The sequence below is a fragment of the Hymenobacter segetis genome (genome assembly GCF_054776495.1).
Genome location: NZ_BAAHBV010000001.1, coordinates 2550308 through 2571531, shown reverse-complemented (window position 1 = coordinate 2571531; position 21224 = coordinate 2550308). Strand labels below are relative to the sequence as shown.

Sequence of the window (21224 nt, the reverse complement as noted above, 5' to 3'; positions counted from 1 at the left end):
TTAGTTGTTTTTCAGGGAGTTGGGCAGGCTGCTGCTTTCTTCCCACGAGAGGATGGGCCGATGAACCTGACCGCGCAATTCGTTGAGCATGGCATCCACCGCCTCGGGCGTATCCAACTGCTCGTAATATTTCTCGCGCACCTGTACGACGGGGGCGAAGCCGCAGGCCGCCAGGCACTCCACTTCTTTCAGGGTAAAATTTCCGTCGGGCGAGGTGCCGCCCACTTTGGCTCCGGTGATGCGCTCCAGATTGGCCGTCAACTCGTCGGAGCCGCGCAACATGCAGGGACCCGTGCGGCAAATTTCCAAGACGTGTTTACCCACCGGCTTGAGGTTGAACATGGTGTAAAATGACGACACCTCGTATACCTCAATTGGCTTGATTTTCAAAGTTTCAGCCACCAGGTCCTGTACTTCAGGGCTCACCCATCCGCCGAACTCGGCTTGCGCGATGTGCAGAATCGGCAACAGGGCCGACTTGCTCCGGTCTTCCGGATAGTGCGTGAGCAGGCGCTTTATTTCCGCCTGGGCGGCGGGAGAGAATTGCGGTTTGGTGGGCGCGGTGGTCGGCTCCATAGCAGTCTATTTCAACAAAAACTAAGCGTCCAGCTCGCCGGCGATGACGTTCATGGACGAGAGAATGACAATGGCGTCCGACAGCGTCGTGCCCACGGCCATTTCGGGATAAGCCTGATAATAAATGAAGCAGGGCCGGCGGAAATGCAGGCGATACGGCGTGCGCCCGCCGTCCGAAACCAAGTAGAAACCCAGCTCGCCGTTGCCACCTTCCACCGAATGATATACCTCGCCCACAGGTGCATCAATCTCGCCCATCACGATTTTGAAGTGGTAAATCAGCGCCTCCATGTTCTTATACACTTCCGGCTTGGTGGGCAGGTAGTAGTGCGGGGCATCGGCGTGGTAGGGACCGTCGGGCAGCTTGTCGAGGGCCTGGTTGATGATGCGCAGGCTCTGCCAGATTTCCTCATTGCGCACAATGAAACGGTCATAGGTGTCGCCGTTGGTGCCCACCGGAATGTCGAACTCGAAATCTTCGTAAGAAGAGTAGGGGTTCATGACTCGCACGTCGTAATCGACGCCAGCGGCCCGCAGGTTGGGGCCGGTGAAGCCGTAGCTCAATGCCTTTTCCGCCGAAATTGGGCCCACGTTCACCACGCGGTCCATGAAAATGCGGTTGCGGTTGAACATGTTCTCGAACTCCTTCATCACTGCCGGGAAGCTTTTCAGCCAGGCGCGGAGCTTGTCGAGGGCGGCGGGGGAGAGGTCGCGCTCCATGCCGCCTACGCGGCCCATGTTGGTGGTAAGGCGGGCACCGCACACCTCCTCGTAGATTTCGTAAATCTTCTCGCGCTCCTGGAACACGTAGAGGAAGCCGGTGAAAGCACCCGTGTCCACGCCCAGAATCGAGTTACAAATAAGATGGTCGGCAATGCGCGCCAACTCCATCATAATCACCCGGATGTATTGCGCACGCTTCGGTACGGTCACGCCAAGTAGTTTCTCCACCGTCATGTGCCAGCCCAGGTTGTTGATGGGCGACGAACAGTAGTTCATCCGGTCGGTGAGCGTAGTAATCTGGTAGAACGGCTTGCGCTCGGCCAGTTTCTCAAAGGCCCGGTGGATGTAGCCGATGGTGGGCACACCCGACACGATGCGCTCGCCATCCATCTGCAGGATGTTCTGGAAAATGCCGTGCGTGGCGGGGTGCGTCGGGCCCAGGTTCAGCGTCGTCAGCTCCTGGCTGAAGTCGTTGAGAATGGGCATCAGCTGGCCGGGGCGCTGGGCGGCGGCCTCTTCTTGAATCTTGTGGGTGCCTGCCAGGGCGTCGTTTACTGCCATGATATGAGTATCAGGGGCCTAGCGGCCGAAAAACAGGTCGGTTTTGTCTTCGCGGGTACCGTCTTCGACGGGGTATTCGCGGCGCATCGGGTGGTAGTCCATGTCCTCCACGTTGAGGATGCGAATGAGATTGGGGTGACCGGTGAAGATGACGCCGAAGAAATCGTAGGCCTCACGCTCCATCCAATTGGCGGTGTTGTAGAGGTCGGTCAGGGTCGGCACCACTGGGTCAGCAATGGGGAAGAAGATTTTCAGGCGCAGCCGGATATTCTTCGTCATGCTGTGCAGGTGGTAAATCATGCCCAGCTCCTTACCCACGTTTTCGGGGTAGTTGATGCCGCACATTGTGGTCAGGAAGTGGAATTTCAATTCCTGGTCCTGCTGCAGGCCGGCGATGATTTCGTGGATTTTCTCCCGCGTGGTGGTCGCCGTCAGCAGGCCGTATGGCTCGTGCACATCGGTGAACGTAGCCTCGCCAAACAAGCGGGTGAGCAACGCCATTACCTGCGCATTCTGGGCCTTTATCGGGTCTTCGGCAACGGGCGCTTCGGGAGCGGCGGCAGATTCCTGAGGATTCATTCGGGGGTGGTGTTAGCCAGCTAGTCGGAAAAAAGGCGGCCTTTCTATCCGACTGCCGACTACCTGATACAGACTATTTAATGTTGTAAGACGCCAGCAGCTCCTGATACTCAGGCGCGTTGCGGCGGCGGAAGGATTCGCTGCGGGCGAGGTCCTGCACGCGCATCAGGCCGTCGAGCACCTGCTCGGGGCGGGGCGGGCAGCCGGGCACGTACACGTCGACCGGGATGATGCGGTCGATGCCTTGCAGCACGGAGTAGGAGTCGAAAATGCCGCCCGAGCAGGCGCAGGCACCCATGGCCAGCACCCAGCGGGGCTCAGCCATTTGCTCGTACACCTGCTTCACGATGGGGGCCATTTTCTTGGCGATAGTACCCATCACCATCAGCAAATCGGCCTGACGGGGCGAGAAGCTGGGGCGCTCGGAGCCAAAGCGGGAGATGTCGTAGTGCGACCCCATGGTGGCCATGAACTCGATGCCGCAGCAGGAGGTGGCGAAGGGCAGCGGCCAGAGCGAGTTGGCGCGGGCCATGCCCACCACTTTCTCCAGTGAGGTGGCGAAAAAGCCAGCGCCCTCGACGCCCTCGGGAGCTTCGACGGTTTTTATTTCAGGAACTCGGTTATCAGCCATAGTTATAAGAGACAAGCAGATTAGGCGGCTTTGGCCACTTGGGCGGGCCGGTTTTCCAACACTGGCGTAGTGGCGAAAGTTTGGCCGGCTGGTACTTCATTCCAGCGCAGAATGCCCTTTTTGATGATGTAGAAGAAGCCGGCCAGCAGCAGCGTCATGAAGATTATCATCTCGATGAAGCCGTAGTAGCCGTCTTTATTGAGCTCGCGGAAATTCACAGCCCAGGGATACATGAAGATAACCTCGACGTCGAAAAGCACGAAAACAATGGCCGTAAGGAAGTATTTCACCGAAATCGGGGTGCGGGCGTTGCCCACCGATTCGATGCCGCACTCGAAGGAAGCGTCCTTCACGGTGCTGTGGCGCTTGGGCCCCACCATGTGCGAAACAATCATGGCGAAGGCTACAAATGCCAGGGCCAGACCAAATTGGATGACAATGGGAAGATAATCGGAGGGCTGATAATTGGCAGCCGGCAGGGCTAGGTACATAGAGGTCAATTATATAGCAAACAGGCCTCACGGGCGCTGAAGGGCAAAGGTAGCGCCCACGGGGTTGGGGCGCAATGTTGAAACGTGAACCGCTGGGGGGATGGCTGAATTGGGCCGGTGATGGTGGCCTGCCGGGATAACAGCGGGCGGAAATATTCGGCCCGCAATGGAGTTTTATTTGGATTGGATGTGCTTTCTTTAGGGGCAAGCTGAGCACTAATCTTTCCTCTCCATGTCTGATTCCGCTGATTCTTTGAGAGACTTCACAGCGGCTAACGTGGCCCTGGCGGAGCGGGAGCATCAGCTTTCGGTCCTTTTCAATACCATTGCCGACGTCACGTTCGTGCTGAATGTGGAGGGCGAGGGGCGCTACCGGTTTGTATTCGCCAATAAAGCCTTTGAGAAAACCACCGGCCTGCCGGTAGAGCAGGTGCTGGGGCGCTACGTGGAGGACATCATTCCGGAGCCCTCGCTCAGCTTGGTGCTTGGCAAATACCGCGAGGCCATTGCCAGCATGGAGCGCGTGGTGTGGCAGGAAACATCGGACTATCCCACGGGCCGGGTGGTGGGCGAGGTGAGCGTGACGCCAGTGCCCGACGAGCACGGCCGCTGCTGCCAGCTGGTGGGGGTGGTGCACGACCTCACCAAGGAAAAGCAAGTGGAAATGGCGCTGCGCCTCAGCAACGAGCGGTTTGCTTACGCCTTGAAAGCCACCACCGATGCCATCTACGACTGGAACGTTGGGGACGACACGCTGTATTGGGGCGAAGGGTTTGAGAATTTGTTTGGGCATCATCTTACCGAAAACCCTACGCCATTCAGCAAATGGGCCGACTTTGTGCACCCGGATGACAGCCCGCGCGTGGTAGCCGGCCTACGGCACGCGGCCTTTGAAACCACGAACCTGTTCTGGGAGGAGGAATACCGGTTCCGGCGGGCCGATGGTGCCTGGGCTGAGGTATTTGACCGGGGCTACCTGCTGCGCGATGCGGCGGGCCGGCCTGTGCGCATGATTGGGGCCATGCAGGACATCACGCCGCGCAAGCAGGCCGAACGGCAGCAACGGCTGATGACCGAGAAACTAATTGGCCAGAATACCGACTTGCAGCAGTTTACCTACATCGTGTCGCACAACCTGCGGGCTCCGCTGGCCAATGCCCTGGGGTTTAGCGACCTGCTGGCCCGCGTGGATAAGTCGTCGGCAGTGTTCGAAACGTCGCTGCAAAACCTGCGCACCAGCCTGCGGCTGCTCGATGAGGTGCTGAATGATGTGAACGACATCCTCTCGGTGCGCGACGAGGAGGCCGGCTACCGGGCCGAGTCAGTGCCGCTGGCCGCCGTGTGCCAGCAGGCCGTGCTGGGCTTGCAGGAGGCGCTGCAAGCGGCGGGCGGCGAGCTTCACCTACAGATTCCGGCCGAGTTGCGCGTGGCCGGCAGTCGGGCCTATTTCCATAGCATCTTTCACAACCTGATTTCCAACGCCATCAAGTACCGGGCCGATGCCCGGCCGCTGCGTATCGACATCGCGGCTACCGTGACGCCGGCGGAGGGGCTGACCATCACGGTGCGCGACAATGGCTTGGGGTTTGACCGGGAGCAGGCCGGCGACAACGTTTTTCAGCTTTACCGGCGCTTCCATGCGGGCAAGGCCGGGCGCGGCATTGGCCTGTACCTGGTGCGGGCCCACGTAGAAGCCATGGGCGGGCAGGTGACCGTGGCCAGCCGCCCCGATGAAGGAACCGAATTCACTCTCTATTTCAGGCCCCATGCGGATGAAAACCTACCTCATTGATGACGACGACCTTGCCATCTACCTCACCGAGCAGCTGTTGCGAACCGAAGGGTTTTCCAATTGCATCTGCACGTTTCAGTCGGCCAGAGAGGCGCTGGACAAACTGGTGGGGAAAAAGCAAGCCGTGCCCCAGGTCGTGTTTCTGGACCTGAACATGCCGCTAATGGACGGCTGGCAGTTTCTCGATGCCCTGGCACCTTATCAGGAAGCGTTGCGCGGCACCTGCCACATCTACATCCTCACGTCGTCGCTGGCGCTGAAGGACCTGGAGAAATCCAAGGAGTACGAGCTGGTGGCCGGCCTGATTCATAAGCCGCTGGATAGCGAGGAAATTCGGGCTATCCAGTCGCAGTTTGATGGTGAAGCGGTAGGCGATGATGAGCCCTGCGACTGCTGATTGCGCCGGGTGTGCCTGGCGTATCTTTGGGTATCAGGCAGCAACTTATGGAACAGGAACGGCAACGATTATACACCGTGGAAGAATACATGGCCCTCGAAGCGCGGAGCGACGTGCGCCACGAGTTTTTCGAGGGCAAAGTGTTTGCGATGTCCGGTGGGTCTATCCGACACAACAGGCTGATTGGTAACTGCGTTTTTGCCTTGCGGATTGGGTTGCGAGGTAAAAAATGCGGGATATTCTTTGAAGGTGTACAACTGGCGGTGGAGAAAGGGCGGTACTACAGCTACCCCGATGTTGCGGTGACCTGCTCAGTGACTGATTTGGCGGCGGAACGCACCATCGAAGCGCCGGTTTTGCTGATTGAGGTGTTGTCTAAATCGACCGAAACCCGCGACCGCAGCTGGAAGTTTGACCGTTATAAGGCGCTGCCATCGTTGCGGCACTACTTGCTGGTTTCGCAGAAAACCTGTCTGGTAGAATGGTACCGGCGGGAAGAAAGTGGGGTGTGGTCGTTCACGCCGCTGGCTCAGTTTACGGATGAAATTTATTTTCCGGAGTTGAGCCTCACGCTTCGGGTCCAGGATGTTTATGAGGATACTGGCGTGGTGCAAATGACTATTTACCCTGGCCCGGAAGCTAAAAGCGAATTAGATTAACAAAAACGGCCCGCATCACTCGATGCGGGCCGTTTTTTATTTCGGCTTACAGGCCTTTGTCGCGGTTCAAATCCTCGGCGGGCGCGGAGCCGAGGAAGGGGTAGCGGTAATCGGTGACGGGCACGAAGGTTTCCTTGATGGCGCGGGGGGATACCCAACGCAGCAGGTTCAGGATGGAGCCGGCTTTGTCGTTGGTGCCGGAGGCGCGGGCGCCGCCGAAGGGCTGCTGGCCTACTACTGCGCCGGTGGGCTTGTCGTTGATGTAGAAGTTGCCGGCGGCGTGCGTCAGCTTCTTCGAGGCGAGGTCGATGGCGTAACGGTCCTGCGAGAAGATGGCGCCGGTGAGGGCGTAGGGCGAGGTGGTGTCGACCAGCTCCAGGGTTTCCTCGAATTTGTCGGCGTCGTAGACGTAGACGGTGACGACGGGGCCGAACAGCTCGTCGCACATGGTGATGTATTTCGGGTCTTTGGCGAGGATGACGGTGGGCTCGATGAAGTAGCCTTTCGACTTGTCGTAGCCGCCGCCGGCGATGATTTCGGCGTTCGGGTCGGCTTTGGCACCGTCGATGTACTTGGCGAGCTTATCGAAGGAAACCTCGCTGATGACGGCGTTGATGAAGTTCGAGAAGTCTTCCACGTCGCCCATTTTGAAGGAGGCGAGGTCTTCTTTCACGTAGCCGAGGATTTCATCGGCGAGGTTGCTGGGGAGGTAGACGCGGGAGGCGGCGGAGCATTTCTGGCCCTGGTACTCGAACGCGCCGCGCGAGATGCCGACCGCTACGGCTTTGGCGTGGGCCGTTTTGTGGGCCACTATGAAGTCTTTGCCGCCGGTTTCGCCCACGATGCGGGGGTAGGATTTGTAGCGGTGGATGTTCTGGCCGATTTCCTGCCAGATAGTCTGGAAGACTTTGGTGGAGCCGGTGAAGTGGATGCCGGCGAAGTCGGGGTGCTTGAACACCACGTCGCCCACTACGGGGCCGTCGGCGTAAATCAGGTTGATAACACCGGCGGGTACGCCGGCTTCCTCGAACAGTTCCATCAATACCTGAGCGGAGTAGACCTGCGTATCGGCGGGTTTCCACACCACTACGTTGCCCATCATGGCCGCCGAGGAGGGCAGGTTGGCGGCGATGGAGGTGAAGTTGAAGGGCGTGAGGGCGAACACGAAGCCTTCGAGGGGGCGCTGCTCCAGTCGGTTCCACATGCCGGGCAGGCTCTCGGGCTGCTGCTCGTAGACCTGGCGCATGAAGTGGACGTTGAAGCGGAAAAAGTCAATCAGTTCGCAGGCGGCGTCGATTTCGGCCTGGAAGGCGTTTTTGCTCTGGGCCAGCATGGTGGCCGCGTTGATGCGGGCGCGGTAGGGACCGGCCAGCAGGTCGGCGGCTTTGAGGAAGATGGCGGCGCGGTGCTCCCAGGGCAGCTCGGCCCAGGCGGTGCGGGCGGCCAGGGCGGCCTCAATGGCCTGGGTGACGTGGGCGGCGGTGCCATAGTGGAAGTGGCCGAGGGTGCGCTGGTGGTCGTGCGGGGGGCTCATGCGGCGCAGGTCGCCGGTGCGAACCTGCTCGCCGCCGATGTGCATGGGGATATCCAGCTCCAGCCCGCGCAGGCGCTTGAGCTCTTGCTGAAGCTCCAGCTTCTCTTTCGAGCCGGGGGCGTAGCCTTTGACGGGTTCGTTGATGGGGACGGGGACGTTGAAAAAGCCGGTGGCCATAGTTAGAAGGAGTTTTTGAGGTGGGCTTGGGGCAAAGGTAGGGAGACGAATTTCCCGCAGTGGGCGCAGTGGTAAACGCGGTGGTCGCAGTGCTGTTCTGGTATGGCTCGTAAAACAACAATGCGCTCACTGCGGGAAAGCTATACTACAGCCGCCCCAGCAACTCACGCACTTGCCGCGTGAGGTCTTCTAAAGAGCCGGTGTTGTGGAGGGTGAAATCGAAGTGCGGGTAGTCGTCCATGGCCGTTTCGCTGGGGTGGTTGTCGTCGCGGGTGCCGTCGCCGCGCTGGTGCAGCGGGTCTCCTTCCACGCGCAGCATGAGGCCGCCGCGGGCGCGGATGGGGTCGGCCTCGTTGGCGAAGCGCACGTCGGGCACCAGCACGAAGGCCTCGGGCGGCAGGGCGGCGAAGAAGGCATCGACCCAGACCAGGGGCTCCCACTCGCGCAGGGCCTGGCCCACTTGCTGGAGCATTTCGCCCCGCGTACGGTGGAAGGTGGGCACCAGCTCGGCCTTGCCTGCCTGGGTGTAGTAGGGGGCCACGGCCTCGCCCGTGAGGGCGGCGCAGACGGACTTGATGGAGTCGCCGAAGGAGCGAATCTGCCAGATGCGCTGGGGCTGGAGCTGTTGCAGGATGCGGGCCACGGTGTCTTTGCCGCTGCCCCGGCGGCCGGAAAGGCCAATGAGGTGTACCATGGGGTGGGAGGAGTAACGGATAAAAAAGAACGTCATGCTGAGCGCAGTCGAAGCATCTCTACCGCAGCACTAATCCTGTCGATTGGATTGCGTTGTGCGGTAGAGATGCTTCGACTGCGCTCAGCATGACGTTCTATTAAATTATTCAAGACTCTTACAAAATGTCCTTCAGCTCGCTCAGGCAGCTGATTTCGTGCGTGATTTGGTTGAAGTGCCGCCGCTTATCGGGGTTGAAATACACTTGGTCGATGCCGGCGTTGTAGGCCCCCAGCACATCGCATTCGAGGTTGTCGCCAATCATCAGGCTTTCGGCGGCGGTGGCCCCGGTGCGCTCCAACGCGTGGGCGAACATGCGCGGGTCGGGCTTGAGACAGCCACTTTCCTCGGAGGTGATGACCTCCTCGAAGTAATGCGTCAGGTTCGACGAGTTCAGCTTGATGCCCTGCACGTCGTTGAAGCCGTTGGTGATGAGGTGCAGGCGGTACTTGGGCTTGAGGTAGTCGAGCACCTCGTGGGTGAAGGGAAATACGGCCGATTTCTGGGGCAGAATATCGGTGAATTCGGCCGAGATGGTGGCCGGAATCTGGTCTTCGGTCAGCCCCAGCCGCGTCAGCGTGCGGCTGAAACGCACCTCGCGCAGCTGGCTTTGGGTGATTTTATTGCTTTGGTATAAACGCCAGAGGGCATGGTTGATGTCGCTGTAGACGCTGATAAACTGGTCTACCGTGAAGGTGCCGTAGCGGGCGAAATCGTGCCGCTCGTAGAGCGTGTGCAGGGTTTCGTTGGCGTTTTTTTCGAAGTCCCACAGCGTGTGGTCGAGGTCGAAGAAGAGGTGGCGATATTTCATTTAACAGTTATCAATTAACATTTAACAGCCTGGTGCGTCATGTTCATCTGGCGTCCGCGCAGTCGAAGCATCTTGACCGCAGCAGTAATTCAATCGAAACAACGAAGCGGGCAAGATGCTTCGCTGCGCTCTGCATGACGTTCTTTTTATCGCTGGTGCACATCACAGCGAGCCGGCCAGGGCCATGCTCAGCACGCCGGCCAGCATGATGCCCTTGCAGAACGTGCTCAGGTGGCGAAAGTGCCGCCGCCGGTCGGCCCGGATGAGCAGGCGGGTCAATTGAGCCATCGGCAGCAGCACCAACACCAGCAGCCACAGGCCCAGCGGCCAGTGCCCGCCCAGCAGCAGCCGGCCCGTGGCCCCCAGCGTGAGCAGCGCCAGACTCGCCAGGAAAAAGCCCGCTATCCACTTGGTGCGGGCCACGCCCCACACCAGCGGCAGCGTGCGGCAGCCGTGCTGGGCATCGCCGCGCATGTCTTCCACATCCTTCACGATTTCGCGCACCATCGTGAGCAGGAAGGCGGCCAGCGCGTAGGGCCACACCACGCTGTGGCCATCGTGGCGCTCCAACTGTAGTTGCAGTTCGGGCAGCAGCACCAGCGCCGCCGTGAGGGTGGCAATGCTGAGGTTGCCCACCAGCGCCACCCGCTTGAAGCGCGCCGAATAGCCCCACAGCAGCAGGGCCGTGCCCAGCGTGACGAGGCCCAGCACCGGGTGCAGCCAGCCCGCCACCAGCACGCCCACGCCGCTGAGCACCATGTGGGCCAGCATGGCCATGCGCCGGTTCACCACGCGGCCAATCACCAGCCGGTCGGGCCGGTTGATGGCGTCGATTTTTACGTCGTAATAGTCGTTGATGATGTAGCCGGCCGCCGCCACCAGCAGCGCCGCCCACACCAGCAGCCCGAATCGCCGGTTGAGCAGCGACTCGCGCAGGGGCAGCTCGGGCAGCAGCAGGCCGGCCCGCACCAGGGCCAGGCACAGCAGCATAATGAGCAGGTTGGGCCAGCGCACCAGCGTGGGCAGGGCCGTGCGCAGCCGCTCTGCGGGGGGCGGCGGGGGCAGGGCAGGCGCAGGCGGCTTGGGGGGCAGCGGGTTCATCGGTAGCAGCGCGGGGCAGGGGCGAAGTGCAAAGGTCGGCAGAAGTGGCGGGCTGCCTGCGTGGCTGGCGCGCGCGATGGGCACAAAAAAGCCTCTCCGTGGCGGGAGAGGCTTTTGCGATGGCGCGGGGGCAGCCATCATGGAGTTTTCAAGCTCAGATTTTGCGCACGTTCACGGCATTGATGCCTTTGCGGCCTTCCTGGGTTTCAAATTCTACCCGGTCATTTTGTTGCACTGTGGTCCCGTTCAGGCCCGTTACGTGTACGAAAAAGTCTTCTTTCGTTTGGTCGTCGGTCACGAAGCCATAGCCTTTGGCTTCGTTGAAAAATTTGATGATGCCGGTTTTCATGCAAAAAAACAAAAAGGGGAAAAAAACCGCCCGGGTAAAGGCTGCGGAAAGGCCTGAAACGGCATTAGAGCGCCATTTCAAAACCGCTTACGCGGGAAGCCAGCGCGGGGTTGGCGGGCCGTCGGCTTAGGCTCGACCGTAGTTCGGCTATTGGTTATCGCGCCACTCGTACACCCACTTGGCCTGGATTTGCTCCAGATGGCCTTCGGTAGACTGTTCGCGGGTACCGTCGAAGTTGTCCAGGCTCAGCACCCACTCAATCAGCTCGGTGAAGCGGATGCGGTAGATTTTGGCCTCCGTGAAGTCGTCGCCGAACTTCTCGTAGAGCGCCATGGCAATATCCTCGTGGTCGGCCCAGTGCATGGGCGGCTCGAAATGGGCCATCTGTTTAATTATGAATTATGAATTTTGAGTTATGAATTGGTGGCGGAAAAACGAGTTTCAACAAGTAACTACCAACTATAAATTGCGCAGAGCAGCAATTCATAATTCATAATTCAAAACTCATAATTCAAACCCTAGTGCCCGAGGAAGTGCTGGGGCGGGATGGTGACGACGAGCTGCATGTCCTTCTCCACTACGCACTGGCAGGCTAGGCGCGAATTGATGCGCGGGTTTTCGGCGCGGTCAATGAAGTCTTCCTCCTTGTCGGAAATTTCGGGCAGGTCGTCGCCGCCGGCGTTGATGTAGATGTGGCAGGTGCTGCACCCGCACACGCCCCCGCAGTTGTGCTGGAGCTGAATGCCGTTGTTCAGCGCCACGTCGAGCACCGATTCGCCGGAGGCCGCCACGTGGGTTTGGGCCGGCTGGCCGTCGTTGAACTGGAAGGTGATGGTGGTGGCGGAAACAGACAAAACAGGAATCAAATAAGTCGAATAATACGCGGCATTTGCCGCCGCAAAGGTACTCCTCCCGGCCCCGGCATCAAAGCTGCGCCTGGATGCTGGCCGTGAGCTGCGCATACAGCGCCTGCCAGGCCGGGTGCGCCGCCAGCGCCGCGTGGTGGGCGGCCAGCGTGGGTGCGTCGTGCCGCACGGCCGGCCCGGTTTGCACCGTAAAGGGCGGGTTGGCTAGGGCTTTGTCCAAGGTTTCGCGCACCAGCGGGGCCAACAATTCCGGTGACAGGGCGGCCTCGGCCAGCAAGGCATCGGCAATGCCCAACAGGTGGTTGGTGAAATTGTTGGCAAACACGGCCGCTACGTGCAGCTTGAGCCGTTGGGCCGAGTCGAGCCGCAGCACGTGCCGGCTGAGGCTTTCGGCCAGGGCCAGCAAAGTGGCTTCGGCATCCGACGTGGCGGCCTCAATGCACAGCGGCACGGCGGGCCAATCAATGGCCCGGCCCGGGCTGAAGGTCTGGAGCGGGTAGAGCACGCCGCCACGCACGGCGGGCTGCGCGGCAAATACGGATAGCGGCAACGCGCCTGCCAGGTGCGCAACCAAGGCACCCTCGGGCCATTGGATGCTGGCGAGCAGCGGCTCCACGGCGGCATCGGGCACGGCCAGCAGGTACACATCGGCGGGGGGCAGGGGCGGAGCCAAGGTGGCCAGCGCCGGGGTGCCGGGGAGCGTGGCGGCCAGAGCGGTAGCCGCGGCGGCCGTGCGGCTCCACACGAAGGCGAGCTGGTGGCCGGCGGCTACCAGCGCCGGGGCCAGCTGACTGGCCACGCGGCCGGTGCCAAACAGGCCGATGCGCAGAGAAGCAGGCGGGGTTTTTGTCATTAATTAATGATGAAATATAATAATGATAGAATGGGGTAAACGGTTGACCATCGAACATCCACCGCTGCAAGGGTTGAGGTAGTGGCAAAAAGAGGCGTGCTCACGGATTTGTGCCCAAAGTTTAGCAACTTGTACCCCCAAAGCTACCGTCCGGCCCGTAAGGCGACTTGCGCAACGGTCAGTTCAGCGCGTTTGCTCAACTTTATAATCTTCTTATTCACCCATTTTACTCCCTCTTCTCAATGAACCACCAATACAATCGCCCGGGGCCAACTGTGCGCCTGCGGCACGTTGCACTGGCCGCGCTATTCGCGCTGGGCGCTGTGGGCACGGCCCACGCCCAGCTGCCATACTCGGCCGGCAACGTTGTGAACAGCCCCGGTACTTACACCGACCTGGGCACCACCGGCACGGCCATTGCCACGGCTAATACGGACGATGCCAACTCGGCCGCCACGCCCATTGGTTTCAGCTTTAGCTACAACGGCGCGGCCTTTACCGATTTCGTGCTGAACACGAACGGGTTCATCAAGCTCGGCACCGCGGCACCTACCGGGGCGCAGTACACCGACGGCGGCCAGAGCACCGTCAATGGTCCGGTAGATGGCGCGGATACGAACCTGCTGCTGGCCTTCAACCAGGACCTGACCGCTGGCTCGGCCGGCGGCACCGAGTACCGGGTATCAACCACCGGCACGGCCCCCAACCGCGTGTGCACCATTCAGTGGAAAAACGTGTCGGATAAGGCCCGGCCGGCTTCGGCCTCGTCGGCCGCAATCGGCACGCAGTACGCCAACTTCTCCTTCCAGGTGAAGCTGTATGAAACCAGCAACCAGATTGATTTCGTGTACGGCACGGCTACGCCGGGTGCCGCCAGCGCCGACGTCGCCAAATTTGGCATTGTGGGCCTGAAAGGCACCGACGCTGCTTCGGCCATTCTGGGCGTGAAGCCTTCGGCCACGCCGTGGTCGGGCACCGCGTTCAGCGCTGGCCCCTACACCGGCAACGGGCACAATTTCCGTGGCACCGTGGTGCCCGACCTGGGCCGCACCTACCGCTTCTCCATTCAGGTGGCCAATGATGCCGCGGCATCGGCCATCCAGGGCTATGCCTCGGTTATCACACCGGCCAGCAACCCCTTCACCCTGCGCGGGGTGGTGCGCAACGCCGGCAACACCGCCCTGGCCGCCGCTACCCCCGTCACGCTGACCATCAGCGGGGCCAACACCTACACCCAGACGGTGAACGTAGCGGCCCTAGCCGTGGGCGCGTCGGGCGTGGCCACGTTCTCGGGCATCAGCCTGCCCAACGTGGGCCAGAACACTGTCACCCTCACGACGGCACTCCCCAACGACGGCTACAGCGGCAACAACTCGATTTCGCAGCCCATGGAAACCAGCGCCACCACCATCTCGCTGGCTACGCCGGGCGCGGCCAGTGGCAACAACGTGTTCAGCGCCGGAGCCGATGGGTACTATGCCTCGAAAATCACGCTGAGCGTCCCCCGCAGCATCACGGCGGTAAGGGCGCTGGTTAGCGGCGCCAGCGCCTCGGCCACGTCGTCCGAGTCCGTCGGCCAAAGCGTCTACGGGGTGGTCATTGATGCCACGACTGGTACGCTGCTGGCCCGCTCGGCCAACTACGTCATCACCGCCGCCGATGTCAATACCTTCCACACCTTTACCCTCACGGCTCCCGCCACGGTGCCGGCCGGCGATGTGCTGATTGGCATGGCGCAGGCCGCGCCCACCGGCGCACTGCCCTTTTACCCCTTCGGCGTGCAGATTGAGGACCCGAACCGCCTGAATACCTATTACTCCGGCTCGACGGCCGGTGGTACGCCGGCGGCTGCGTTGGCCGCCGCCACCACCTCCAACTACAAATTCCCCTTCGGAGCCACAACCGCTGCCCCGGCCACCAACGACATTGCCGTGAACGAGATTCAGGGCTACGGCTCTATCGCGGTGCCCGTGAGCAATCCGTTCAGCATCCGGGCCGTGGTCCGCAACGCCGGTATCGCCGCCGTGACGACCCCCACGGTCGTGACGCTGACCATCAGCGGAGCCAATACCTTCACCCAAACGCAGACGCTGACTTCGTTGCCCGTCAGCAGCACCGGGGTGGTGACGTTTACCAACATCAGCCTGACCAACGTGGGCCAGAACACCGTGACCGTGACCGTCCCCAGCGACGACAACAACGGCAACAACTCGGTGGCCCAGGCAATGGCTACCAGCGCGACGCGCATCTCGTTCGAAACGCCCAATGCCGCTAGCGGCAATGGCGTATTCTCGGCCGGGGCCAACAGCTACTACGCAGCTAAAATCACCCTAAACGACCCCCGCAGCATCACGGCCATTAGTGCCCTGGTGAGCTCGGCGGGTGCCAGCGCCACGTCGAAAACATCGGTGGGCGAGAGTGTGTACGGCGTTGTAGTAAACGCAACGACCGGCGTGCTGCTGGGCCGTACGCCCGATTATGTTATCACGGCGGCCGACATCGATGTGCAACACACCTTCACGTTTAGCTCGCCCGTAACGGTGCCTGCCGGCGACGTGCTCATTGGCATGGCCCAAACGGCTTCGACCAGCACGACGCTTCAGTTCTACCCGTTTGGGGTGCAGAACGAGACCCCGACGCGTCCCAATACCTTCTACCGAGGCTCGGCTACCACGCCGGCCGCCCCCACGCTGGTCAGCACCGCGCTAGATGGCTACAAACTGCCGTTCGGGGCCGAAACCTCCGTGCCCAACTCCTGCCCCACGCCCACGGGCCTGACGCTCACGGGCAGCACGCCCACGTCGGCTTCGTTCTCGTTCACGGCCGCGGCTACTGCCACCGGCTACCAGATTGTGTACGGTGCCCCCGGCTTCACGCCCGGCGGTGCAGGTAGCACCACCTCGCCCACCTTCACCGGCACCACCTACACGCTGGCCGGCCTGTCGCCGAGCAGCACCTACGACTTCTACATCCAGACCATTTGCAGCGCTACGTCGCAAAGCGGCCTGGGCGGCCCGGTTCGCGTGACCACGGCCTGCACGCCGCCCACCATCGCGGCTTTCCCCTACACTCAGAACTTCGACGCCATCGTGGCTGGCCAGACGCTGCCCTGCGGCATCACCGTCACGGATAGCAACAACGACGGCTTCACCTGGCGCGCCACCAGCACCGTGACCGACCCCGCCACCACCAGCGTGGCCCGCTCGGCCCCCAACGCCATGGTGTACTCCTACAACAACCAGGGCCCCACGCCCACGGTAGCCGCCAACGACTGGTTCTTCACGCCGGCCCTGACCATGGCCACCTCGCAGGCCTACCGCTTGTCGTTCTACTACCGCGTGGCTACCGGTGGCTACACCGAAGGCCTGGAAGTGAAGTATGGCGCTGCCGCTACCCCCGCCGGCCAGACCAACCTGATTTACAACAACCCCAACATGACCAGCGCTACCTACGTGCTGGCCCGCAACGCCAGCACCCCGGCAGTGCTCGACATCACGCCCGCCACGGCTGGCAACTTCTACGTGGGCTTCCACGCCATCAGCCAGGCCAACCAAGGCTTCCTGGCCATCGATGACCTCACCATCTCGGCCGGCCCGCTGGCTACCTCGGAGGCCCTGAAACGCGCCGTGAGCGTGTTCCCGAACCCCTCTACCACGGGCGTGTTCAACCTCGAAATCCACGGTGCCAACGCCAAGCAGGCCATGGCCGTGGAAGTAACCAACATGCTCGGCCAGCGCGTCTACACGGGCTCGGCCAAGGATAACTTCAGCAACAGCGTGAACCTGTCCTCGCTCGCTTCGGGCATCTACTCCATCAAAGTCCGCAACGGCGAGGAGTACACCCAGCAGCAGATTTCGATTGTGAAGTAAGCTTCGGCTTCGCTTGACTTCGGCAAAAGGGCTGCCCATTGGGCGGCCCTTTTTTTGTGCTTCATCAGGGAAGATTCCAGGAGGCTGGAAAGGTGTTATCGGTGTTGGAAACTTTATTACTAGCTCTGGAGAAGAATTATCTAAGGGTAATAACTCGATTTCCGACTCTGGAAAAGAAGTTTCCGAAGCTGGTAACTTCTTTTCCAGAGTCGGAAAAGGCCTTATCAGGTTTGGTAACTCAATTACCATCTCTGAAAAACGAGTTAGCAGTGCTATAATAGTCATGCACAACAATCAAAAAGCCCTTACTGCAAGCAGTAAGGGCTTTTTGATTGTTGTAATGGGAAGTTTTAGCCCACCGGCTGGGGCCGCACGGCCTGCCCACTGGCCTCGGCCGGGGCCTCCGCTTCGGCCGAGGTATCGGCCAGCACGCCCTTGCCGCCGCGCTGCCGCACGCTCAAGCCGAAGCCGAGGGCCATGAGCAGCGTGCCGCTCCAGAGCAGGTTGATAAACGGCTTTTCCATGGCCTTGAGGATGACGTAGTCCTTCTGCGTGGTGCTCACCCCGAAGGTGAACTTGCCCTTGGCCGGGTCCACGGCATCGAAGGTGATGCGCACCCCCAGGTCTTCGGCCTCGTCGGGCAGGCTGCCCACCATGCGGTTGCGCACCACAAACACGGGGTGAACGTGGTACTGCCGCTTCTCGCCGTACACAATCATGTCGGCCTGCAAGGCCAAATCGCCCTTTTGCAGGTTGAGGCCGGCCGTTTCGTGCGCCGCTTCCACCGCCCGGAACACGGCGAAGTAGTCGTTGAGGAAAATGGTATCGCCCACGCTCAGCACCGACTGCTTGGCCTCGCTCCAGGGCTTCTCCTTGCGCGGGTCCAGCACCGAGCTGATGTGGGTATAAATGTCATGCCCCCAGAATTTCTTGATGGCCGGCGAGGCCAGCAGGCCGCCCATCTCCTCGTTCACCTGCGCCCGCGGGTACAGCGTAAACTGCTCGCCCGACTTCTGGTCCTTGTAATTGATGCGGTAATAGGTGTTTTCCGGCAGGATATTTACCGTGTCGCCGGTCTTGTAATAGACCTTGCTATCCACCGTAATCGGCGCGCGGGCCACGGCCTTGTAGTCGTCATCGGTGCGGTACAGGAACTGCTTGTCCACGTAGCCCGGCACGCCCGGCACCTCAAAATACTGCCCCGTGTAAGTGAGCTGGTAGCCGTGCATGGGCGCGGTTTCGTTGCGCCACAGCAGCACGTTGTCGCGGTTCAAATCCTCGGTAAACTCCCGCGAATACAGCAGCCCCGACACATTGCGCGAAATAATGCTCGAATACCCCGACGACGCCAGCACCCCCAGCAGCATCAAGGCAATGCCCAAATGGGCCACCGCGCCGCCCGAGAGCCGCACCCCCCGCCGCAGCAGCGTGAAGATGGTGCCGAAATTGGCCAGTACCCCAAACAGCCCCGCCAGCGTCAGCACCACATAAGCCGGCGAAATCGTGAGGCCATTATAGCGCACCAGCAGCACCACCAGCGCCGTGCCCAGCAAAGCCAGCAGCGTAGGCGCGGTGAGGGAATTGATGAGCGTTTCCTTGGTATTGCGCTGCCACCACATAATCTGGGCAATGCCCGAAAGCAGCGCCACGCCCACGCCCATCCACAATTGCAGCTTGGAGTAGTGCGCAATCTGGTCGGCCGGCAGGGCCACGTTGGTCTTGATGCCCAGCAGCCCCATAAAGGAGTTATACACCGGAATGCTGGTTGTAAACAGCACCTGGAACGCGCCCAGGCACAGCACCGTCGCGCCCACAAACACCCACAGCTCGGGGTTGTAAGCATTCAGCTCTTTGGCCGAAATCGGAATCTCCTTCCAGCGCCACACCAGCAGCGCCACCGCCAGCACCGTAAAGGCCGCCAGGTAAATAAACAGCTGCCCCGACAAGCCCAAATCCGTAAACGAGTGCACCGAGGCATTGCCCAGCACCCCGCTCCGCGTCAGGAACGTGGCGTAAAGAATCAGCACAAACGTGGCAATAACCAGCGCAAACGCGGTGCGCAGGCCGGTGCGGCGCTTCTGCCACAGCACCAGGCCGTGCAGCGAGGCCACCAGCACCAGCCACGGAATGTACACGGCGTTTTCCACCGGGTCCCAGTTCCAGTAGCCGCCGAAATTCAGCGTCTCATAGGCCCAATAAGCGCCCATTACCACACCCACGCCCAGCACCCCGCCGCCGATGAGCGTCCAGGGCAAAGCCGGTTTCACCCAGGCCGTCAGCTCCTTTTTCCAGAGCGCGGCAATGGCGAAAGCGAAAGGAACCAGGGTCAGGGCAAAGCCCAGAAATAGGGTGGGTGGGTGAATCACCATCCAGTAGTTCTGGAGCAGGGCGTTGAGGCCGGTGCCGTCCTTGGGCACGAAGTTGGGGTTCATCTTCCACACCGGCAGGTCGGTCAGGAACTCGCGCAGCAGGATGAAAGGGGAGGAGCCAATCCGCACGCCGCCAATTACTACGCCGATAATCATGCTCACCAAAAACAGCTGTACGCCGCTGAACACGGCCATCACGGGCGCTTCCCACTTGCGATTAAACTTCATGATGCAGAAGCCCAGCACTACCTGCCAGAAAATCCAGAGCAGAAACGAGCCCTCCTGGCCTTCCCAGAAACAGGAAATCATGTACTGCACCGGCAGGTGATTGGAGCTGTGGCTCCAGGCGTAATAATACTCGTAGCGGTGCGCGTGAATGATGTTGAACAAGCAAACAATCACCGACACAATGGCCGCGCCGTGCACAAAAAATGCCCCGCGCCCCAGCCGCAACCAGCTGGCATCTTCCTCGCCCAGCGCCCGCCCCCGCGAGGCCTGGAAATAGCTATACGCCGCCACCAACGCCGCCGCAAACGCGAGAATGACGCTGAGGTGGCCGATTTGTCCTACTAATAAGTTCATAAGCAAAGAATATCGGGCAAATTTACGGCCGCGCCGCCGGAGCCGGGAGGCTTAATAACAAGTGGTCGGTGAAAAAGTCGCCGGCCCGGACTTTTGAGATGGAGAGACCAATGAAAACACCAGGCGGTGCGGGCAACGAATTTTCGTCGCCCGCACCGCCTGGTGTTTTAGTCAGAGGCTACCAATACTTAGTTGACTGAAGCCGTAGCGCCTTTCAAATCCTTCTTCACGTACTTGCTGGGGCACTTCAACAGAATGTTGTCGGCCATGAACACGTCGCCCTTCATGCAGCCGGTGATAACCACCTGCTCGGAAGCGTCGAAATCCTGGGGTTTGGGGTTGTTGTACACCACGCGCTGGGCCAGATGAGTGGTATCCACCAGCGTGAAGGCGAAGTAGTTGGGGTCCGTCATGGGGTCGTATTCCAGGCCCAGGGGGTGCTTTTGTGCATCGCGGGGCAGCTTGCCCACTACGTGCACTTTAGTGGTGTTGCCCTCGGCGGCGCGGGCGCGGGCCTCGCCGAAGCCTACATAAACGCTGGCATCGGCGGTGGTGCTGAGGATGATGGCAGCGGCCACCGCAATGATGGCCAGAACGAAGAGGTGCGACTTTTTCATAAGGATATAGCTAACAGCAGTAACAACGTTCGGGTGCCGCGGGGGCACAGTTTGGGCTACTTTATTTCTTTCTCCAGCTTGCTCACTTTGCGGTCGAGCGAGATGAGGTAGAACAGCAGGCCGGCTACGATGATGACCACGGCGGCCACCACCACGTAGATTTTGCCGTTGGCGCGCAGCGCGTCGGCCATTTCGGGAGCCTCGGCTCCGGGAGCTTGGGCCATAGCCGTAGTGGCAGTGAAAAGCAGGATTTGCAGCAGGCCAAATGCGCCGAACAGGCGGGCTAACAGGTTATTTTTCATCGATTTTCAATTGCAAAAAGGCCAGCCGGCTGCTCACCTGAGTCATCCAGAAAGCAAAGAGAATCCAGCCGATGACGGCGGGGTAAAACACCATCCGCATAGTGCTGTCGAGGTCGTATTTGTTGAAGCCGGGGTTGCCGGTCTGGCCGGGGTGCAGCGAGTTGCCCGCCAAACGAGGCAGGATGAACAGCAGTGGAATGGCCGCCGCAAACGCGAAAATGTTGTAGATGGCCGACACGCGGGCCCGTTGCTGTTCATCGCGGAACGAGCCGCGCAACACCAGGTAAGCCCCGTAGATGAGCATGGCCACGGCGGCGGCGTTCAGGCGCGGGTCGGGCGTCCACCAGGCACCCCAGGTGTACTTGGCCCACAGGCTGCCTGTGGCCAGGCCCAACAGTCCGAGCACGATGCCCGACTTGGCCGCCTCGTGGCTGAGAATATCCAGCCGCGCCGACGGATTGCGCAAATACTGCATCGAGCGGAACACCGACGTGCCCAGAATCACCATCATGGCAAACCACATGGGCACGTGGAAATACAGGTTGCGAATGCTCTCATTCACAATGGCCAGCCGCGGCACCGGCAGCAAAAAGCCCGCCGCCGCCGAATACAGCAGGAACACCACGGTCAATACTTTCCACCAGGTCCATTTCAT

Annotated in this window: 20 protein-coding genes and 1 pseudogene; 4 read left to right on the top strand and 17 right to left on the bottom strand. The window is 60.7% G+C overall.

Going from position 1 to position 21224, the window contains the following annotated elements:
- The 5 genes and pseudogenes from ACYU70_RS10625 to ACYU70_RS10605 all read right to left on the bottom strand — a co-directional run.
- On the bottom strand, positions 1–576 hold the full coding sequence (locus ACYU70_RS10625; protein ID WP_342295889.1) for an NADH-quinone oxidoreductase subunit NuoE family protein: 576 nt from the start codon (positions 574–576) through the stop codon (positions 1–3).
- A gap of 21 nt (positions 577–597) precedes the next feature.
- On the bottom strand, positions 598–1785 hold the full coding sequence (locus ACYU70_RS10620) for an NADH-quinone oxidoreductase subunit D (protein ID WP_342295998.1): 1188 nt from the start codon (positions 1783–1785) through the stop codon (positions 598–600).
- 93 nt (positions 1786–1878) lie between these two features.
- Entirely contained in the window at positions 1879–2439 is a 561-nt protein-coding gene (locus ACYU70_RS10615; RefSeq protein WP_342295890.1) for an NADH-quinone oxidoreductase subunit C, read from the bottom strand.
- A 73-nt stretch (positions 2440–2512) separates the two neighbouring features.
- Entirely contained in the window at positions 2513–3070 is a 558-nt protein-coding gene (locus tag ACYU70_RS10610) for an NADH-quinone oxidoreductase subunit B (protein WP_342295892.1), read from the bottom strand.
- Positions 3071–3171: 101 nt separating this feature from the next.
- Positions 3172–3561, bottom strand: a pseudogene (locus ACYU70_RS10605) (NADH-quinone oxidoreductase subunit A); the annotation flags it as partial.
- A gap of 232 nt (positions 3562–3793) precedes the next feature.
- Between ACYU70_RS10605 and ACYU70_RS10600 the strand changes: the two are divergent.
- Genes ACYU70_RS10600 through ACYU70_RS10590 form a run of 3 tightly spaced genes read left to right on the top strand, consistent with a single transcriptional unit; the run spans position 3794 to position 6409 of the window.
- Positions 3794–5353: a sensor histidine kinase gene (locus tag ACYU70_RS10600; protein ID WP_342295893.1), complete on the top strand. Its 1560-nt coding sequence runs from the start codon at positions 3794–3796 to the stop codon at positions 5351–5353.
- On the top strand, positions 5334–5750 hold the full coding sequence (locus tag ACYU70_RS10595; protein ID WP_342295895.1) for a response regulator: 417 nt from the start codon (positions 5334–5336) through the stop codon (positions 5748–5750). Before ACYU70_RS10600 ends, ACYU70_RS10595 begins: the two co-directional genes overlap by 20 nt.
- 47 nt (positions 5751–5797) lie before the next feature.
- Positions 5798–6409 carry a Uma2 family endonuclease gene (locus ACYU70_RS10590; RefSeq protein ID WP_342295897.1) on the top strand — a complete coding sequence of 204 codons (612 nt, stop codon included), beginning with the start codon at positions 5798–5800 and terminating at the stop codon, positions 6407–6409.
- A 46-nt stretch (positions 6410–6455) separates the two neighbouring features.
- Here the strand turns inward: ACYU70_RS10590 and pruA are convergent, their stop codons facing one another.
- The 8 genes from pruA to ACYU70_RS10550 all read right to left on the bottom strand — a co-directional run bounded on the left by pruA (position 6456) and on the right by ACYU70_RS10550 (position 12830).
- A complete protein-coding gene (pruA, locus tag ACYU70_RS10585) occupies positions 6456–8120 on the bottom strand; it encodes an L-glutamate gamma-semialdehyde dehydrogenase (RefSeq protein WP_342295898.1) in 1665 nt (554 codons plus the stop codon).
- Between the two features lie 145 nt (positions 8121–8265).
- Entirely contained in the window at positions 8266–8814 is a 549-nt protein-coding gene (locus ACYU70_RS10580) for a nucleoside/nucleotide kinase family protein (RefSeq protein WP_342295900.1), read from the bottom strand.
- Positions 8815–8968: 154 nt separating this feature from the next.
- Positions 8969–9661: a YjjG family noncanonical pyrimidine nucleotidase gene (locus ACYU70_RS10575; protein WP_342295901.1), complete on the bottom strand. Its 693-nt coding sequence runs from the start codon at positions 9659–9661 to the stop codon at positions 8969–8971.
- A gap of 162 nt (positions 9662–9823) precedes the next feature.
- On the bottom strand, positions 9824–10762 hold the full coding sequence (locus tag ACYU70_RS10570; protein WP_342295903.1) for a geranylgeranylglycerol-phosphate geranylgeranyltransferase: 939 nt from the start codon (positions 10760–10762) through the stop codon (positions 9824–9826).
- A 154-nt stretch (positions 10763–10916) separates the two neighbouring features.
- Positions 10917–11111 carry a cold-shock protein gene (locus tag ACYU70_RS10565; RefSeq protein ID WP_168673555.1) on the bottom strand — a complete coding sequence of 65 codons (195 nt, stop codon included), beginning with the start codon at positions 11109–11111 and terminating at the stop codon, positions 10917–10919.
- A 147-nt stretch (positions 11112–11258) separates the two neighbouring features.
- On the bottom strand, positions 11259–11495 hold the full coding sequence (iscX, locus tag ACYU70_RS10560; protein WP_342295906.1) for a Fe-S cluster assembly protein IscX: 237 nt from the start codon (positions 11493–11495) through the stop codon (positions 11259–11261).
- 134 nt (positions 11496–11629) lie between these two features.
- Positions 11630–11965, bottom strand: a complete 336-nt coding sequence (locus tag ACYU70_RS10555; protein WP_342295907.1) for a 2Fe-2S iron-sulfur cluster-binding protein — start codon at positions 11963–11965, stop codon at positions 11630–11632.
- Positions 11966–12035: 70 nt separating this feature from the next.
- The gene (locus ACYU70_RS10550) at positions 12036–12830 is read right to left on the bottom strand and encodes a Rossmann-like and DUF2520 domain-containing protein (RefSeq protein ID WP_342295909.1); all 795 of its coding nucleotides are present in this window, start codon (positions 12828–12830) and stop codon (positions 12036–12038) included.
- Positions 12831–13072: 242 nt separating this feature from the next.
- Here ACYU70_RS10550 and ACYU70_RS10545 point away from each other — a divergent pair, with 242 nt between their 5' ends.
- Complete coding sequence (locus ACYU70_RS10545) at positions 13073–16699, top strand: T9SS type A sorting domain-containing protein (RefSeq protein WP_342295911.1); 3627 nt, start codon at positions 13073–13075, stop codon at positions 16697–16699.
- 350 nt (positions 16700–17049) lie between these two features.
- On the opposite strand, the gene ccsA (ACYU70_RS10540) is transcribed toward ACYU70_RS10545, so the two are convergent.
- The 4 genes from ccsA (ACYU70_RS10540) to ccsA (ACYU70_RS10525) form a co-directional block, all read right to left on the bottom strand.
- Complete coding sequence (gene ccsA, locus ACYU70_RS10540) at positions 17050–19650, bottom strand: cytochrome c biogenesis protein CcsA (RefSeq protein ID WP_342295913.1); 2601 nt, start codon at positions 19648–19650, stop codon at positions 17050–17052.
- A 188-nt stretch (positions 19651–19838) separates the two neighbouring features.
- A complete protein-coding gene (locus ACYU70_RS10535) occupies positions 19839–20267 on the bottom strand; it encodes a cytochrome c maturation protein CcmE domain-containing protein (RefSeq protein ID WP_342295914.1) in 429 nt (142 codons plus the stop codon).
- Positions 20268–20323: 56 nt separating this feature from the next.
- Entirely contained in the window at positions 20324–20569 is a 246-nt protein-coding gene (locus ACYU70_RS10530; protein WP_342295916.1) for a CcmD family protein, read from the bottom strand.
- Positions 20559–21224, bottom strand: a complete 666-nt coding sequence (gene ccsA, locus ACYU70_RS10525; protein WP_342295917.1) for a cytochrome c biogenesis protein CcsA — start codon at positions 21222–21224, stop codon at positions 20559–20561. The genes ACYU70_RS10530 and ccsA (ACYU70_RS10525) overlap by 11 nt, the downstream gene beginning before the upstream one ends.

Excerpts from the sequence above, each read along its gene's own strand:
- ACYU70_RS10590 (WP_342295897.1), top strand. The coding sequence starts at position 5,798 with ATGGAACAGGAACGGCAACGATTATACACCGTGGAAGAATACATGGCC.
- ccsA (WP_342295913.1), bottom strand. The coding sequence starts at position 19,650 with ATGAACTTATTAGTAGGACAAATCGGCCACCTCAGCGTCATTCTCGCG.
- ACYU70_RS10580 (WP_342295900.1), bottom strand. The coding sequence starts at position 8,814 with ATGGTACACCTCATTGGCCTTTCCGGCCGCCGGGGCAGCGGCAAAGAC.
- ACYU70_RS10595 (WP_342295895.1), top strand. The coding sequence starts at position 5,334 with ATGAAAACCTACCTCATTGATGACGACGACCTTGCCATCTACCTCACC.
- ACYU70_RS10530 (WP_342295916.1), bottom strand. The coding sequence starts at position 20,569 with ATGAAAAATAACCTGTTAGCCCGCCTGTTCGGCGCATTTGGCCTGCTG.
- ACYU70_RS10625 (WP_342295889.1), bottom strand. The coding sequence starts at position 576 with ATGGAGCCGACCACCGCGCCCACCAAACCGCAATTCTCTCCCGCCGCC.
- pruA (WP_342295898.1), bottom strand. The coding sequence starts at position 8,120 with ATGGCCACCGGCTTTTTCAACGTCCCCGTCCCCATCAACGAACCCGTC.
- ACYU70_RS10570 (WP_342295903.1), bottom strand. The coding sequence starts at position 10,762 with ATGAACCCGCTGCCCCCCAAGCCGCCTGCGCCTGCCCTGCCCCCGCCG.
- ACYU70_RS10620 (WP_342295998.1), bottom strand. The coding sequence starts at position 1,785 with ATGCCCATTCTCAACGACTTCAGCCAGGAGCTGACGACGCTGAACCTG.
- ACYU70_RS10575 (WP_342295901.1), bottom strand. The coding sequence starts at position 9,661 with ATGAAATATCGCCACCTCTTCTTCGACCTCGACCACACGCTGTGGGAC.
- iscX (WP_342295906.1), bottom strand. The coding sequence starts at position 11,495 with ATGGCCCATTTCGAGCCGCCCATGCACTGGGCCGACCACGAGGATATT.
- ACYU70_RS10535 (WP_342295914.1), bottom strand. The coding sequence starts at position 20,267 with ATGAAAAAGTCGCACCTCTTCGTTCTGGCCATCATTGCGGTGGCCGCT.
- ccsA (WP_342295917.1), bottom strand. The coding sequence starts at position 21,224 with ATGAAATGGACCTGGTGGAAAGTATTGACCGTGGTGTTCCTGCTGTAT.
- ACYU70_RS10610 (WP_342295892.1), bottom strand. The coding sequence starts at position 3,070 with ATGGCTGATAACCGAGTTCCTGAAATAAAAACCGTCGAAGCTCCCGAG.
- ACYU70_RS10565 (WP_168673555.1), bottom strand. The coding sequence starts at position 11,111 with ATGAAAACCGGCATCATCAAATTTTTCAACGAAGCCAAAGGCTATGGC.
- ACYU70_RS10600 (WP_342295893.1), top strand. The coding sequence starts at position 3,794 with ATGTCTGATTCCGCTGATTCTTTGAGAGACTTCACAGCGGCTAACGTG.
- ACYU70_RS10615 (WP_342295890.1), bottom strand. The coding sequence starts at position 2,439 with ATGAATCCTCAGGAATCTGCCGCCGCTCCCGAAGCGCCCGTTGCCGAA.
- ACYU70_RS10545 (WP_342295911.1), top strand. The coding sequence starts at position 13,073 with ATGAACCACCAATACAATCGCCCGGGGCCAACTGTGCGCCTGCGGCAC.
- ACYU70_RS10550 (WP_342295909.1), bottom strand. The coding sequence starts at position 12,830 with ATGACAAAAACCCCGCCTGCTTCTCTGCGCATCGGCCTGTTTGGCACC.